This is a genomic window from uncultured Brevundimonas sp., from assembly GCF_963977465.1.
Taxonomy (GTDB): Bacteria; Pseudomonadota; Alphaproteobacteria; order Caulobacterales; family Caulobacteraceae; genus Brevundimonas.
In genome coordinates this window covers 377,345-391,951 of the sequence record NZ_CAXBOQ010000002.1, presented here as the reverse complement: position 1 = coordinate 391,951, position 14,607 = coordinate 377,345, and the positions used below count along the sequence as shown (strand labels likewise).

Sequence of the window (14,607 nt, the reverse complement as noted above, 5' to 3'; positions counted from 1 at the left end):
TCTATTCGGCAGCCATGGCGGCGGCGCGCTCGGCCGACAGCCGCTCCACCAGGGCCCCATGCTGGGCCCACAGGGCGGGCGGCAGGCGCTCGCCGAACTTCTCGTAGAAGGCCGGGATCAGAGCGGCTTCCTCGGTCCAGACCTCGGCATCGACGTCCAGCAGGGTCGACAGGTCGCTGTCGGACAGGTCCAGGCCCGACAGATCCAGAGAGGCCCGCTCCGGGGTGCGGCCGACCGGCGTGTCGACAGCTCCGGCGGTGCCGTCCAGACGTTCGGCGATCCATTTCAGCACGCGCGAATTATCGCCGAAGCCGGGCCAGACGAATTTGCCGTCCGCGCCCTTGCGGAACCAGTTGACGAAATAGATGCGCGGCAGTCTGGCGGCGTCAGTCTTGCCGGCCATCGACAGCCAGTGGGCGAAATAGTCGCCCATGTTGTAGCCGCAGAACGGCAGCATGGCGAAGGGATCGCGACGCAGCTCGCCGATGGCGGTCTCGGCCGCGGCCGTGCCTTCGGAAGCCACGGTCGAGCCCATGAACACGCCGTGCTCCCAGTCAAAGGCCTCGGTCACCAGCGGTACGGCCGAGGCGCGGCGGCCACCGAACAGGATGGCGTCGATCGGCACACCCTTCGGGTCTTCCCATTCAGGAGCGATCGCCGGACACTGGCCGGCCGGGGTGGCGAAGCGGGCGTTCGGATGGGCCGCGGGTTCGCCGGAAGTCGGGTCGTGCGGCTGACCCTTCCAGTTGGTCAGCCCCTCAGGAGCCTCTTTCGTCAGACCTTCCCACCAGACGTCGCCGTCGGCGGTCAGGGCGGTGTTGGTGAACACGGTGTTGGTGGCCAGGGTGGCCAGGGCATTGCCGTTGGTGTTGCGGCTGGTGCCGGGCGCGACGCCGAAGAATCCGGCCTCGGGGTTTACCGCATACAGTCGGCCGTCGTCGCCAAAGCGCATCCAGGCGATGTCGTCGCCGATGGTCTCGGCCTTCCAGCCGGACAGGCTGGGCTGGAGCATGGCCAGGTTGGTCTTGCCGCAGGCCGAGGGGAAGGCGGCGGCGATGTATTTGGCGCGACCCTCGGGGCTGGTCAGCTTGAGGATCAGCATATGCTCGGCCAGCCAGCCTTCGTCGCGGGCCATGACCGAGGCGATGCGCAGGGCGTAGCATTTCTTGCCCAGCAGGGCGTTGCCGCCATAACCCGAGCCGTAGGACCAGATTTCACGCGTTTCGGGGAAGTGGACGATCCATTTCTCGGCATTGCAGGGCCACGGCACATCGGCCTGGCCGGCGGCCAGCGGCGCGCCCAGCGTGTGGACGGCGGGCACGAACGGGCCGTCCTCGCCCATGGCTTCCAGGGCGGCGCTGCCCATCCGGGTCATAATGCCCATGGAGACGGCGACATAGCCGCTGTCGGTGATCTCGACGCCGAGGGCGCTGAGCTCCGAGCCGATCGGGCCCATCGAGAACGGCACGACGTACATCGTGCGGCCGGCCATGCAGCCGTCGAACAGGCCGTCGAGGCGGTCGCGCATTTCGGCGGGGTCGGACCAGTTGTTGGTCGGGCCGGCGTCGGCGGCGTCCTTCGAGCAGATGAAGGTGCGGCTTTCGACCCGGGCCACGTCCTTGGGGTCCGAGGCGGCGTAGTAGCAGCCGGGGCGCTTGGTCTGGTCCAGTTCGCGCAACGTGCCCTTGCCGATCAGGTCGGCGACGATGGCGGCCTTCTCGGCTTCCGAGCCGTCGCACCAGTGGACCCGGTCGGGCCGGGTCATGGCGGCGATGCGCTCGACCCAGGCGACCAGCCGGGCGTGGCGGGTCGGGGCGGGATGAAGTCCGGGGATGGCTTGAACCTGGGTCACGCGAAACGCTCCTGAGCCTGTCCGCCTGACGATCTTCGCCGTCGAGACGCTCGAGCGTGGCTATCACGCTCTGTTACAGGGGGCAGGAACACCGCCGGGAACCCGGCGTCAACCGTGGCAATATTCCACCCCTGAGCGCGCGACCTCCGTGACCACTCCGCATTTTCCGGTCGCCTCTGCCGGTCGGGAGCGGTATCGATCGCCCGTGCAAAGCCTTGATCCCGTCAGCCCCGCCCCGAGCGGTGGCCTCACCTCCCCCGCCGTGGCGCGCAATACCGTGCCGATCCTGGCGGTGTTGAAGGCGCATCTCCCGGCGCGCGGACGGGTGCTGGAGATCGCGGCCGGATCGGGCGAACACGCGGTGGCCTTTGCCCGCGACCTGCCCAATCTGCAGTGGACGCCCAGCGATCCCAGCCCCGAGGCCAGGGCCAGTATCACGGCCTGGCGCGACGCCGCCGCCCTGCCCAATCTGACCGCGCCGCTGGCGCTGGATGCCGCCGATCCGCTGAGCTGGCCGCCGGACGGGGCGAGCAATGGGCCGCCGTTCGAGGCGGTGGTCTGCATCAACATGGTCCACATCAGCCCGTGGGCGGCGACCGAGGGGCTGATGGCCGGCGCGGCGCGGATGCTGCGCAATCCGGGCGGGCTGCTGGTGCTGTACGGCCCCTATCGCGAGGCGGATCAGCCCCTGGCCCCGTCCAATGCGGCCTTCGACGAATCACTGAGGGCGCGCGACCCGGACTGGGGTCTGCGCGCCCTCGAGGACGTGGTGGCTGTGGCGCGAGCCGCCGGACTGGCCCTGACCCTGCGGACGGCGATGCCGGCCAACAATCTGTGCCTGCTGTTCCGGCGGGTCTAGATCGCTAGCCGATAGCAGCGGCAGCGTTCGCGACGGCGTCGCGGTCGGCGAGCGAGGTGATCTTCGTGCCGTGGATCAGCACGGCCGGGGCATCGACGAAGGCGGCGGGATCGCCACCGGCGGCGAGCACCGCCTGTTCGATACCTTCACCGAAGGCGAGGATCGGCACGCCCTTGGCACCGGCGGCGTCCAGCAGAAGCTTGACGGCGGCCATCGAGGCGTCGTCGGTCATGCCGCCCGGCACGACCAGCCCCTTGAGCGCACCACTGGCGATGTCGGCACCACGCGCCGTGGCCAGGACGGTGACCCCCGCGACGGACAGGCTGGCGTCGCCGGTCGACATCGGAGCCAGCGACAGACCCTGATTCTGGATCAGCGGCTCGACGTCACCCAGCGGCCCGAAATCCATCGACCGGCGCATGGCCAGACCGACGCGGGCGCGGGTCGGGGCACGACGAAAGTCGTTACGGGGACGGGCAGAATAGGAACCGGCGCGTTGTGCGGACAAAGAGTTCTCCTTCAGAGATGGGGTCGACTATTCAGGCCGTGAAATACAGCCCTCAGTCGATACGATCAGTATATTGAAATGGGTCTTCACGGGAACGGCGCAAGGCCAGAACCCGGAGACACATCGTGATCTTGGAATAGTCCGACCCTATAGTGAATCCTCCGTTTCGTCAACATTTTCCGGCAATTTTGCTGCAGGTGCACATCTGTGGCGATGTTGATCGTCGACCGGTCGCAACGGCCGCGTCGCGCACCGTCGCGCCTTCCCCCGTGCCGCGACCGGCTCTACACAGACGCAGACCCTGACCCCCGGAGCCCCATGGCCTTCACCCGCACCTATGACGGCGACGAACCGCAGCGCCTGAACAAATGGCTGGGCCAGAGCGGCGTCTGCTCGCGACGCGAGGCCGAGGGGCTGATCGTGGCCGGCATGGTCTCGATCGACGGCGAGACGGTCACCGACCCGGGCCGCAAGATCGAGCCGGGGCAAACCCTGACTCTGTCGGACAGCGCCGAGGCCGAACTGGCCTCGGGCGTCACCATCATGCTGCACAAGCCCCTCGACTTCGTCTCGGGCCAGCCCGAACCGGACAAGGTGCCGGCCATCCAGCTGGTGATCGAACCCAACCGCGTCGGCCCCTGGCCGTTCGAGGGCGAGGAACCGGCCGAGGACGCCTCCCTGCCCCCGATCGGCCGGCTGGACGAGGATTCGCGCGGCCTGCTGCTGCTGTCGAACGACGGCGTGGTGGCCAAGGCGGTGATCGGGCCGCAGTCGACCATCGACAAGGAATATCTGGTCCGGATCGCCGGCGACGTGACCGAGAAGAAGCTGACCATGCTGCGCTACGGCCTGATGCTGGACGGTCGCCAGCTGAAGCGGGCCCACGTCAGCCGGATGGAGTCGTTCCGGCTGAAATTCATTCTGCGCGAAGGCCGCAACCGCCAGATCCGCCGCATGTGCGAGATGGTCGACCTCGAGGTCATCGACCTGATCCGGGTGCGCGTCGGCCCGATCCGGCTCGACAACCTGCCCGAGGGGCATTGGCGGGTGCTGACCGCGGAAGAGCGGGCGGCGCTGGTGGGTCAGGGGTAGAGCTAGCTTTCTCATTGTCGTCATCCTTCGGCGCTCAGCGAGCGGCGGACCCGGCGGCGCGCGCCAGCGCGGTCTATTCAGGCACGGACCCGCTCCCACGTCCTTCTCCCCTTGCGGGAGAAGGTGGCCGAGCGCAGCGAGGTCGGATGAGGGGTCAAACCGGCGGGACCGATGAGCCGTCCACGGTCGCTCGCTGACTCTCGCGGGCAGGGAAACCCCTCATCCGTCATGCTTCGCATGCCACCTTCTCCCGCAAGGGGAGAAGGTCTCGCACGCGGAAACCCCGCGCGCCGGTGCGGCGTCGGTGAGGGGCGTTGGCGGAGCGCCGGACCTTCGCCCGGAACAAGACTAGAAATACCGTTTCGGCGAACGTCAGACGCTCCGCGCGGACGGGCTTCCACATGCGCGGACCGTGGGCCTCGCTGTTGACGAGGGGTCCTTCTGCACACGGCGGGCAGGGATGGCAGCGACCATCTCCTGGACCGGTGCGGGTATCCTCCCCGCCCCCTCGGCCGTCCGGCCTTCCACCCGGCTCGACCTCGCATCCCCTCGGCAAGCGACCCCGCAGGGTCTGGCTCCGGGTTGCGCCCGCTCCATCCGCTCCCGCCGCCGCTGCGGATCGCCGGCCGAGCGAGCCCCCGTGCGACGGGACAGGGGAAGTATGGGGCAGGTCGGAACCGGGGCGGGAAATCTGCGGGTGGAAAAGCGGAAGGGGTTGAATAGGAAGGGGTTTGGGTAGCGTCGATAGGGGGATTTTACGCAAACATGTCGCATCGCGTCCCTCTCCCGGCGGGAGAGGGCTTGAGCCTCCGGGAGCGCAGCGAACGGTCAGGCGAATGGGTGAGGGGTTACGGTGCGAACGGGGGCCACCGCACCCCTCTCCCCAACCCCTCTCCCCACGGGAGAGGGGCTTGCAGGGGCAACCGCCCTGCTCGCCGACCGTTGATGCCGGTGAAGGAGACCTCCCATGACCTATTATCACGCCAAGACCACCACCCTGCCGTTCGACGAAGCCGTGGCCCGGACGCGCGAGACGCTGCAGGCCGAGGGCTTCGGCATCATCACCGAGGTCGATATTGCCGCCACGTTCAAAAAGAAGATCGACGTCGATTTCCGCCCCTACATCATCCTCGGGGCGTGCAACCCCAAGGCCGCGCACGAGGCGCTGGGGTTCGAGGACAAGGTCGGGCTGATGCTGCCGTGCAATGTCATCGTCCAGGTGATCCCGACCGGTGGCTGCGAGGTCGCCGCCATCGACCCCGTCGCCTCGATGACCGCCATCGACAACCCCGGCCTGAAGGCCAAGGCCGAAGAGATCGGTGAGAGCCTGAAGCGGGCGGTGGAGGCGGTTTGATTTTCAGACGGTCGGTGAAGGCCCTCTTGTCATCCCGGCCGTAGCGAAGCGGAGAGCCGGGACGCGACCAGACCCGGATAGAGATCGGTCCAGTGCGGGTTCGCCGCCTCGATCAGGGCGAATTTCCACGCACGCTGCCAGCGTTTGATACGCTTTTCCCGCAGGATGGCCTGATCGACGTAGCGGTGACGCTCGTACCAGACCAGCCGGTCGGTGCCGCGCTCGCGGCTGTAACCGTCGATCTGGCCGTGCCGGTGTTCGTCGATGCGCCGGATCAGGTCGTTGGTCATACCGACATAGAGCCAGCCGCACGGACCGCTGGCGACGATATAGACCCAGTAGCTGTGGCCGGTTGCGGGCATGGCGGACAGCTTATGCGTGTGGCTTTGCTATCGTCAAGATTGTGTGTGCGTTGTCATCCCGGAAGCCCCTCTGCCCCCTCCCCTTGTCATCCCGGAAGCGCCGCAGGCGCTATCCGGGACGGGACGGGAAACCTATGAAATCCTCCCGGACAGCCCGTCAGGGCTGAGCCGGGAGACAGGTGGACGCCGCACCCTGCCGGGGCGCGTTCCCATCACCGGGGTCGATCCCACCTGTCTCCCGGACAACCGCTGCGCGGTTTCCGGGAGGGGTGATGTGGGGTCCCGTCCCGTCCCGGCTCTCCGCTTCGCTTCGGCCGGGATGACAAGGGGGGTCTTGCTCAACCGCCGGCGGTGCAGGAACACTGCATTCTTGTCCCCCGCCGGTGCCCCAGGCATCGCACCTTGTCATCCCGGAAGCGCCGCAGGCGCCATCCGGGACGGGACGGGACGGGAAACCTATGAAATCCTCCCGGACAGCCCGCAGGGCTGAGCCGGGAGACGGGCGGCCGTCGCAACCTGCCGGGGCGTGTTCCGCCTACCGGGGTCGATCCCACCTGTCTCCCGGACAACCGCTGCGCGGTTTCCGGGAGGGGTGATGTGGGGTCCCGTCCCGTCCCGGCTCTCCGCTTCGCTTCGGCCGGGATGACAAGGTGGGCCCTAAGTTGCCGCCCGTGGACCGCAGAAACGGCCCCACCTTCTTTTTCAGCAACGCCACCAGTTCGGGCTGCATGAAGGCGTAGTCGTCGGGGATGTCGAGGCAGATGACGCGGGCGCGTTTCAGCTGGGGTTTGAAGCGACGTTGCAGCCGGGCGCGGTGGGCGCGCTCCATGACGAAGATCAGGTCGGCCTATTCGACCCGTTCGGCGGAGCAGTGTTCCTCCGCATCGGGGGCCAGGCCGGCGGACGCGGTGTCGACGCCGGGGTATGCCGCGAACACCTGTTCGGCCGTGGGGGAGCGGAGGCGGTTGCGGGAGCAGAGGAAGAGGAGGTTGGTCAGATGCAGACAGCCGGTATCATGTCCGCTTATTGGATAGAATCGGACTTGGAATGTTGCGTGAAAAAATAGCGGCACGGTTCGCCGCAGAGTTTGGGGTACCTAGACGGGATCCCATCAAAGTGATCTCGTGGCCAATCGGCGAAACAATCGAAATCGTTCTCCAGAAGGACCAGCCTAATCGGGAGGACGCTGCGTTCGTTTGGCTTCCTTATCCTGCGGACGGCGAAGCAGTCCCAGAGATGGCGCTGGAATATGCAGCCGAGGCTGGCCGGCACAGCGGAACCTATGCCTCCCGAGGTCTAGAAAAAGGCCAACCAGCACTGAAGCTGATTATTCGCTCGGAAGCTGAGGTTTCCGACATCATATCTTACGCTCGTGCCCTGTCAGCAAGCGCGCCGCTTCCACTGGTCAAGGCCCAAAAGCTCGATAGTCACCCTTCAACCGAACGCGGCGATGATCCTCTTCCAACGCCGGTCGATGTTGCCGCGATGCCAGCAGCATCGCCACTCAAACCCCGGAGGGAGGCAATCCCTCGGGCTGTCCAACGCGAGGTCTGGCAACGTGACGGAGGGATGTGCGTGGAGTGTCAAAGTCGACAGTTACTTTGTTTCGACCACATCGTCCCGTTCTCGCGAGGCGGCAGCAACTCGATAAGAAACATCCAGCTTCTGTGCGAGCCGTGCAATCTACGGAAATCCAATCGACTATGATTGGAACCTCATAGCGGGATGTTGTCATGCTTCTTCCAAGGGTTGTCCAGAACCTTGTTCTTCAGCGTCCGTAGCGCCCGGATCAGCCTTCTCCGCGTCCCGTGCGGCATGATCACGTCGTCGATATAGCCACGGGACGCCGCCACGAACGGGTTGGCGAACCGCTCCTTGTATTCGGCTTCGCGGGCCGCGAGGGCCTCGGGGTCGCCGGCCTCCTTGCGGAAGATGATCTCGACCGCGCCCTTGGCCCCCATCACCGCGATCTCGGCGCTGGGCCAGGCGTAGTTGACGTCGCCGCGCAGGTGTTTGGAGCTCATCACGTCATAGGCGCCGCCATAGGCCTTGCGGGTGATGACGGTCAGCTTGGGCACGGTGGCCTCGGCATAGGCGAACAGCAGCTTGGCCCCGTGTTTGATCAGGCCGCCGTATTCCTGGCGGGTGCCGGGCATGAAGCCGGGCACATCGACGAAGGTGACCAAGGCGATGTCGAAGGCGTCGCAGAAGCGCACGAAGCGGGCGGCCTTGCGGCTGGAGTCGATGTCGAGAACCCCGGCCAGGACCTGGGGCTGGTTGGCGACGATGCCGACGGTCTGGCCGTCGAGGCGGCCGAAGCCGGTGATGATGTTCTTGGCGAAGTCCGGGCCGATCTCGAAGAACTCGGCCTCATCCACGACCTTGAGGATCAGCTCGTGCATGTCATAGGGCTGGTTCGGATTGGCCGGGGTCAGGGTGTCGAGACTGGCCTCGTCGCGGTCGGGGTCGTCATAGGAGTCGCGCACCGGCGGTTTTTCACGGTTCGACAGGGGCAGGAAGCCGATCAGGCGGCGGACCTCGCTGAGGGCCTCCAGATCGTTCTCGAAGGCCCCGTCGGCGACGCCGGACTTCTGCGAATGGACGCGGGCCCCGCCCAGATCCTCATGGGTGACGACCTCATTGGTGACGGTGCGGACCACGTCGGGGCCGGTGACGTACATGTAGGAGGTGTCCTTCACCATGAAGATGAAGTCGGTGATGGCCGGGGAATAGACGTCGCCGCCGGCGCAGGGGCCCATGATCACGCTGATCTGGGGGATGACGCCGCTGGCCAGGGTGTTCTGCAGGAAGATGTCGGCATAGCCGGCGAGGGATTCCACGCCTTCCTGGATACGCGCGCCGCCGGCGTCGAACAGGCCGATGATCGGCGCGCCATTGGTCAGGGCCATGGTCTGCAGCTTGACGATCTTGGACGCGTGCGCCCCTGACAGCGAGCCGCCGAAGACGGTGAAATCCTTGGAGAAGACATAGACCAGACGGCCGCCGATGGTGCCGCGGCCGGTGACCACGCCGTCACCGGGGATGCGCTGGTCCTGCATGCCGAAGTCGTGCGAGCGGTGCTCGACGAACATGTCGGTCTCTTCGAAACTGCCCTCGTCCAGCAGCACCTCGATGCGCTCGCGCGCCGTCAGCTTGCCCTTGGCGTGCTGGGCGGCGATGCGCTTTTCGCCACCACCGAGTTTGGCGCCGGCGCGGCGGGCTTCGAGCTGGTCGAGGATGTCTTGCATGGTCGGTCCCTTGATCGAGCCCCCGGATTAGGAGGCCCGGGCCGGGCTGGCAAGAACGTCCGGCCAATCGCCGACCGTCAGGGGGCGACACCACCGGCGACAAATCGGGTCAGGCTCTCGCGCAGACCGTCGCGGTCGATGACATGGCCCTGCTGGTGCGGGTGGATGTGGACGGTGTAGCCAAAGCCCTCAAGCTGGCGGGCCATGGCGCGCTGATTGCCGTAGGCGCTGATCCTGTCGCGGCGGCCGGACGACAGATAGAAGCGCGGTCGGCCCAGCGACGACGGGGCCACGAACTGCATCGGGGCGAAGGCGATGACGTCGGAGAACAGGTCGCCGTTGACCATGCCGGTCGACAGCGCATACGAGCCGCCGTCCGACATGCCGAGCACGGCGATGCGCGCCGGGTCGATGCGGACCCGGTCGAACACGGCCTGCAGGGCCCGGTCGATGAAGGCGGCATCGGCCCCGATCGGCCCACCCTCGAGGTCCCAGGTCGAGGCGCGCGAACTGACGGACACGACCACGACCCCGGCGCGGGCGGCCTCACGATCGATCTGGCCCAGCAGGTCGGCGGCCGCCTGCCCGGCCCCGTGCAGGGCCAGCACCAGCGGCACCGGCTGTGACAGGTCGAGGTCGGCGGGAATGAACAGAAAGGCGTCGCGCGCATCCAGCCCCAGCGGCCGGGTCAGGCGTGCGGGCTCGGGCGGGATGTGGGCGGGATCGATCCGGGCCCGCAGCCGGCCGGCGGCGTAGCGGGTCGGCTCGCCGAGCGCGGACTGGGCAAAGGCTGGCAGGGCCATGGCCGACAGGCCGGTCGCCAGCAGGGCGCGGCGGCTGAAGCGGGACAGGATCATGGCGGCGCTCCTCGGCTCAGACCAGGAGGCTAGCACCATCGGCGGTGGGCCTCACCCCAGGGCGCGAAACCACTGCTCCAGCAGCACGGCCTCGGCGCGGCGGGCGGCGGTGCGTTCGGCGGCCTCGGCATCGATGCCCCACTGGCGTTCCTGGAAGGCCTCGTCGATGCGCGACAGTTCGAACGCCGCCTCGCCGCCCAGCGCGCCCTGCTGCAGGGCCAGGGCCAGCACGGCCGAACCCAGCAAGGGCGTGGCCGTGGCCAGGCCGGTCAGGGCGAAATCGTCGAGCGCCAGGGCCAAGGCGCGGGTGCGGGTGATGGCCTCGGGGTCCTGGGTGCGGTGGATGATGCCTTCGGCGACCTGCAGGCGGATGCCGTGGGTGCGGGCGGCCCAGTCACGCCACGGCTCCCACGCCAGGGCCTGTTCGGCGACCAGCGAGGCCGGGGCCTCGGCCAGGTAGCAGAGGCAGTCGGAGCCGGCGAAGGCGGCGATCTCGTCGGCCACGGCCTCGCGCACCTGACTGACCCGGTCGATGGCAGTCGAGGCGAGGCGGGTGGCGGGCATGGTACCGGGATCGAGAAACTCGCCCTGCCCGGCCCATTCGGCGGCGACCAGGTGGGCGGCGGCTTCGGTCGGCAGGATCAGGCGGGCATGGGCGGGGGTCTTGGGCACGCGCCCGTCCAGCCGCACCGCCCAGCCGTCACCCTCGGCCGCGACGTCGACGGCCGTCCAGAACCGCTTGAGCCGTTCCTCGGACTCACGGAAGCCCTTGCGGGCAGCGACATTGGGATCGAGGGGCGGAATATGGCTCATGCGGCGCTCTATAGACCGGTCCGGCGGGGTTCGCAGCCCCGGGGTGGCGGAACGATCGGGGCTGCGAGCCGATTATCCTGCCATGAACGCCGACAGACCCGACCGCACCGAACTGGCCGAGGACCGGACCGATCTGGCCGAGGATCGCACGGCCCTGGCCAATGAGCGGACCTTTGCCGGCTGGGCGCGGACGGCGATGGCGGCGATCGGCATCGGCCTGGCCTTCAACGCCCTGTTCAAGGCGATGGAGCCGACCTGGGCGGCCAAGGCCATCGCCACGGTCTTCATCGGGTTGGGCATCTTTCTGGTGATCATGGCCGAGCGCCGGGCCTGTGCCATGGCCGAGCGGCTGAACACCCATTCTATCAATCCCCTGCCGCAGATGAATCTGCGGATCATCGCCATCGGTATCGGCATCGGCGGGGCGGCGTTGCTGGCCGGGCTGTGGCTGCTGGTCTGAGGCGAATCAGGCGGCGGTGCTGGCGCGGGCGAACCGGTCCAGAGCGGCTTCCAGATCGGTGAAATCGTCGGCGACGTGATGCGCCCCGGCGGCCAGTTGCTCGTCGCGGGTGTGAAAGCCCCAGGCCACGCCCAGCGGATGGGCCCCGGCCCCCAGCGCCATGCTGATGTCGTGGCTGGTGTCGCCGATCATCGTGGTCGAGGCGGCATCGGCCCCACTGGCGGCCATGGCGGCGAACAGCATGGCCGGATCGGGCTTACCCGGGCCGTCCCCGGCGCAGTGGCTGGACACGAACAGCTCGGCCCAGCCCTCACGGGCCAGGTTGCGGGTCACGCCGCGCCGGTTCTGGCCGGTGGCCAGGGCCAGACGCCAGCCGTCGCGCTTGAGCCGGCGCAGGGTGTCCATGGCCCCGGCATAGACCGGCTCGACCACCTGTTCGGCATGCATGCGCTGAAAGCTGCGCTGGAAGGCGGCGACGAAATCAGCCAGTTCGGCGTCGGTCAGGGCCGGTTCCAGCACATGCAGGGCCCTGGGCAGTGACAGGCCGACGATCTGGCGCACGCGGTCGTATTCGGGCTCGGGCAGGCCCAGATCACGGGCCGCCTCGGTCGCGGCTCGGAAGATCGAGGCGCGGCTGTCGACCAGGGTGCCGTCGATGTCGAACACGGCCAGCGGCCGGCTCATGCGGGCACCACATCGAAGGCGATGGTCATGCGTGACTCGTCGGAGGTGAAGGGCACGGTGCCGTGCCACATATAGGACGGGAACAGCACCAGCGTCCCCGGCTCGGGACGGACGTGGCGACCGGCCTCCAGCGCCGGGGTGGTGCGGTGGCGGGGCTGGCCGAAGCGGATCCAGCCCTCGCGCTGTGGCGTGTCGAGGGCGGCGGTCGGGGTCTCGACATAGAAGGCTGACGACAGCCAGCCCTGCGGATGGATGTGGTCGACGTGCCAGCCGCCGGGCTTGAGCCGGACCGACCAGGCCCCGCGGATGTCATAGGCCCCGGTATTGCGCGCCCGCAGCGGGTCGGAGCCGGTGCCGATCGCGTCCATATAGGCGCGGATCGGGGCGTCGATGGCCTGAAAGAAGCCCTTGATCGCCGGATCGTCAGACTGGCGCAGGCTCTGGGCCGTCTGGCTGCCGTGGCGCAGGGAATTCTCCAGCGGATGGCTCTTGAGCTTGTGCAGTCGGTGCAGGGCCGCCGACAGGTCGGTCAGCCAGGCCTCGCGACTGGCCCAGCCCTTGGGTGCCTCGACCACCGCCGGGCGCACGAAGGTCTCATAGTCATACAGCCGCTCATAGTCGGGATGGCCCAGCATCCGGGCCGCGGTGGCGCGGAAGGCCAGAAAGATCTGGTCGTACGGGGCGATGTCCAGCCGCGCCCCAAGGGCCTCGAAGGCGGCGCGCGGACGGCCGGCGGCCAGCCAGGCGGTACAGGCCACTTCCAGCAGGGCCGGATGGCCGGGGGCCTGGGCCCAGGCAGCCTCGGCCAGACGCACGGCCTCCTCCGTCTCGCCCAGATCGGCGGCGGCCTCGGCGGCGGCGACCTGCAGCCGGGCGTCGCTTGGCCAGCGCCCGAGGGCCTGCCGCAGGACATCATAGCCGTCCCGCGGGCGTCCGACCCGCTCCAGCACCATGGCCTGCAGGGCCGCCAGCGCCGGGGACGGATGGGCGGTCACGGCGGCCTCCAGCCCGGCCATGGCCAGGTCCGGATCGGCGGTGCGCATCCAGATCAGCTGGGCCAGGTCGCGATGGCCGTCGACATAGTCGGGACGACGCTTCAGCGCATCGCGGAAGGCGCGCTCGGCCCCGTCGAACATGGCCAGCCCCTGCAGGGCCCGACCGAACACCAGGAAGGTCTCGGGCGCGTCCAGCCCCAGACGGAAGGCGCGCTCGGCGGCCTTGCGGGCCCCGGCATAGTCGGACAGATCACACAGGGTAGCCGCCAGATTGTGCCAGCCGATCCGGTCCTTCGGGTCCTGTTTTACGGCGCGGCGATTGAACTCCGCCGCCTCCGCGTGACGGTCCAGCGCCTTGAGCACGGCGGCGTGGGCATTGAGCGCAGTGGTCGCCACCGTATCCCCGGCCACAGCCGGTTCGGTCAGGCGCAGGGCCTCGGCGGCCCGGCCCTGGCCGATCAGCTGGTTCGCGGTCCGGTTCAGCTCGATGCTCATCTCTGCCGACGCACTCCCTCGAACGGATCGTCATCGCCCTCATGTTCGTCGAAACCGAAATGGGCGAAGCCGGCCTTGACCTCGGGACTCAGCGGGGCGGTGATGTCGAGGATGCCGCCGGACGGATGGTCCAGTTCGATGCGGCGGGCATGCAGCTGCAGCTTGAGGATGCCGCTCAGTTCGCGCGACTTGTCGTCCCCGTATTTGCGGTCGCCCAGGATCGGATGACCGATGCCGGCCATGTGGGCGCGCAGCTGATGGGTGCGGCCGGTGAAGGGGCGCAGCGCCATCCAGCTGGCGCGTTGGGCAGCGCGGGAAATGGTGGCGAAGGCGGTCTCGGCCGACTCAGCGCGCGGGTCCTTGCGGTCGGCGGGGCGCATCATCTCGAAATCGTTGATGCCGGTCTTCTTCAGCGGCATGTCGATCTGGCCGGCCGACGGCTTGGGATTGCCGATGACGATGGCCCAGTAGGTCTTTTTCGCCTGACGCCGGGCGAAGGCCCCGGCCAGACGCTTGGCCGCCTCGGGCCCCTTGCCTAACAGCAGGACGCCGGAGGTGTCGCGGTCCAGACGGTGCACCAGACGCGGCCGGTCCATGCCCTCGCCCCAGGCCGACAGCAGCCGGTCGACGTGGCGGCTGGTCTTGGTCCCGCCCTGCACGGCCAGACCGTGCGGCTTGTTGATGGCGATGACCATGTCGTCCTCGTAGATGACGAGGGATTTGGCGAAATCGATGTCGCGCTGGGTCAGGGTATGGACGTCGCCGGCCTGACGCGAGGTGTCGTCGGGGATCGGCGGGACACGCACGGCGGCCCCGGCGGTCAGCCGACCCTCGGGCTTGATGCGGCCGCCGTCGACGCGGATCTGACCGCTGCGGGCCATCTTCTGCACCTGGATGTTGGACAGGTGGGGCCAGCGCCGGCGGAACCAGCGGTCCAGACGGATGCCGTCCTCGGCCTCGGCGACGTAGATGGTCTGGACCTCGCGTTTGGCGGCGGGTTCAGCGTCCTGGATGGGGTCATTGGTTTC

Annotated in this window: 14 protein-coding genes; 5 read left to right on the top strand and 9 right to left on the bottom strand. The window is 68.2% G+C overall.

The window, feature by feature from the left end:
• Position 1 precedes the first annotated feature (1 nt).
• On the bottom strand, positions 2 to 1,852 hold the full coding sequence (locus AAC067_RS05920) for a phosphoenolpyruvate carboxykinase (GTP) (protein WP_339930501.1): 1,851 nt from the start codon (positions 1,850 to 1,852) through the stop codon (positions 2 to 4).
• A 205-nt stretch (positions 1,853 to 2,057) separates the two neighbouring features.
• Here AAC067_RS05920 and AAC067_RS05915 point away from each other — a divergent pair, with 205 nt between their 5' ends.
• Complete coding sequence (locus tag AAC067_RS05915; RefSeq protein ID WP_339930499.1) at positions 2,058 to 2,711, top strand: DUF938 domain-containing protein; 654 nt, start codon at positions 2,058 to 2,060, stop codon at positions 2,709 to 2,711.
• 4 nt (positions 2,712 to 2,715) lie between these two features.
• Here the strand turns inward: AAC067_RS05915 and AAC067_RS05910 are convergent, their stop codons facing one another.
• Positions 2,716 to 3,219 (bottom strand): hypothetical protein, encoded by a 504-nt coding sequence (locus AAC067_RS05910; protein WP_339930497.1) that lies wholly within the window; start codon positions 3,217 to 3,219, stop codon positions 2,716 to 2,718.
• A 318-nt stretch (positions 3,220 to 3,537) separates the two neighbouring features.
• Between AAC067_RS05910 and AAC067_RS05905 the strand changes: the two genes are divergently transcribed.
• Complete coding sequence (locus AAC067_RS05905) at positions 3,538 to 4,311, top strand: pseudouridine synthase (protein WP_339930495.1); 774 nt, start codon at positions 3,538 to 3,540, stop codon at positions 4,309 to 4,311.
• Positions 4,312 to 5,278: 967 nt separating this feature from the next.
• Complete coding sequence (locus AAC067_RS05900; protein ID WP_339930493.1) at positions 5,279 to 5,665, top strand: DUF302 domain-containing protein; 387 nt, start codon at positions 5,279 to 5,281, stop codon at positions 5,663 to 5,665.
• A 29-nt stretch (positions 5,666 to 5,694) separates the two neighbouring features.
• Here AAC067_RS05900 and AAC067_RS05895 read toward each other — a convergent pair whose 3' ends face one another.
• Complete coding sequence (locus AAC067_RS05895; protein WP_339930491.1) at positions 5,695 to 6,027, bottom strand: GIY-YIG nuclease family protein; 333 nt, start codon at positions 6,025 to 6,027, stop codon at positions 5,695 to 5,697.
• Positions 6,028 to 6,951: 924 nt separating this feature from the next.
• Between AAC067_RS05895 and AAC067_RS05890 the strand changes: the two genes are divergently transcribed.
• The gene (locus AAC067_RS05890; protein ID WP_339930489.1) at positions 6,952 to 7,734 is read left to right on the top strand and encodes an HNH endonuclease signature motif containing protein; all 783 of its coding nucleotides are present in this window, start codon (positions 6,952 to 6,954) and stop codon (positions 7,732 to 7,734) included.
• Positions 7,735 to 7,742: 8 nt separating this feature from the next.
• On the opposite strand, the gene AAC067_RS05885 is transcribed toward AAC067_RS05890, so the two are convergent.
• The 3 genes from AAC067_RS05885 to AAC067_RS05875 all read right to left on the bottom strand — a co-directional run bounded on the left by AAC067_RS05885 (position 7,743) and on the right by AAC067_RS05875 (position 10,945).
• On the bottom strand, positions 7,743 to 9,275 hold the full coding sequence (locus AAC067_RS05885) for an acyl-CoA carboxylase subunit beta (RefSeq protein ID WP_339930487.1): 1,533 nt from the start codon (positions 9,273 to 9,275) through the stop codon (positions 7,743 to 7,745).
• 77 nt (positions 9,276 to 9,352) lie between these two features.
• Positions 9,353 to 10,132 carry a PHB depolymerase family esterase gene (locus AAC067_RS05880; RefSeq protein WP_339930485.1) on the bottom strand — a complete coding sequence of 260 codons (780 nt, stop codon included), beginning with the start codon at positions 10,130 to 10,132 and terminating at the stop codon, positions 9,353 to 9,355.
• Positions 10,133 to 10,183: 51 nt separating this feature from the next.
• The gene (locus tag AAC067_RS05875) at positions 10,184 to 10,945 is read right to left on the bottom strand and encodes an ATP12 family protein (RefSeq protein WP_339930483.1); all 762 of its coding nucleotides are present in this window, start codon (positions 10,943 to 10,945) and stop codon (positions 10,184 to 10,186) included.
• A gap of 82 nt (positions 10,946 to 11,027) precedes the next feature.
• On the opposite strand from AAC067_RS05875, the gene AAC067_RS05870 reads away from it, so the two are divergent.
• Entirely contained in the window at positions 11,028 to 11,405 is a 378-nt protein-coding gene (locus tag AAC067_RS05870) for a DUF202 domain-containing protein (RefSeq protein ID WP_339930481.1), read from the top strand.
• 6 nt (positions 11,406 to 11,411) lie between these two features.
• Here the strand turns inward: AAC067_RS05870 and AAC067_RS05865 are convergent, their stop codons facing one another.
• From AAC067_RS05865 to AAC067_RS05855, 3 genes are read right to left on the bottom strand one after another with little or no spacing between them, the layout of a single operon-like run.
• Complete coding sequence (locus tag AAC067_RS05865) at positions 11,412 to 12,089, bottom strand: HAD-IA family hydrolase (RefSeq protein ID WP_339930480.1); 678 nt, start codon at positions 12,087 to 12,089, stop codon at positions 11,412 to 11,414.
• Positions 12,086 to 13,579 (bottom strand): putative 2OG-Fe(II) oxygenase, encoded by a 1,494-nt coding sequence (locus tag AAC067_RS05860; RefSeq protein ID WP_339930479.1) that lies wholly within the window; start codon positions 13,577 to 13,579, stop codon positions 12,086 to 12,088. Before AAC067_RS05860 ends, AAC067_RS05865 begins: the two co-directional genes overlap by 4 nt.
• Positions 13,576 to 14,592, bottom strand: coding sequence for an RluA family pseudouridine synthase (locus tag AAC067_RS05855; protein WP_339930901.1), 1,017 nt, complete (start codon positions 14,590 to 14,592; stop codon positions 13,576 to 13,578). Before AAC067_RS05855 ends, AAC067_RS05860 begins: the two co-directional genes overlap by 4 nt.
• Positions 14,593 to 14,607 lie beyond the last annotated feature (15 nt).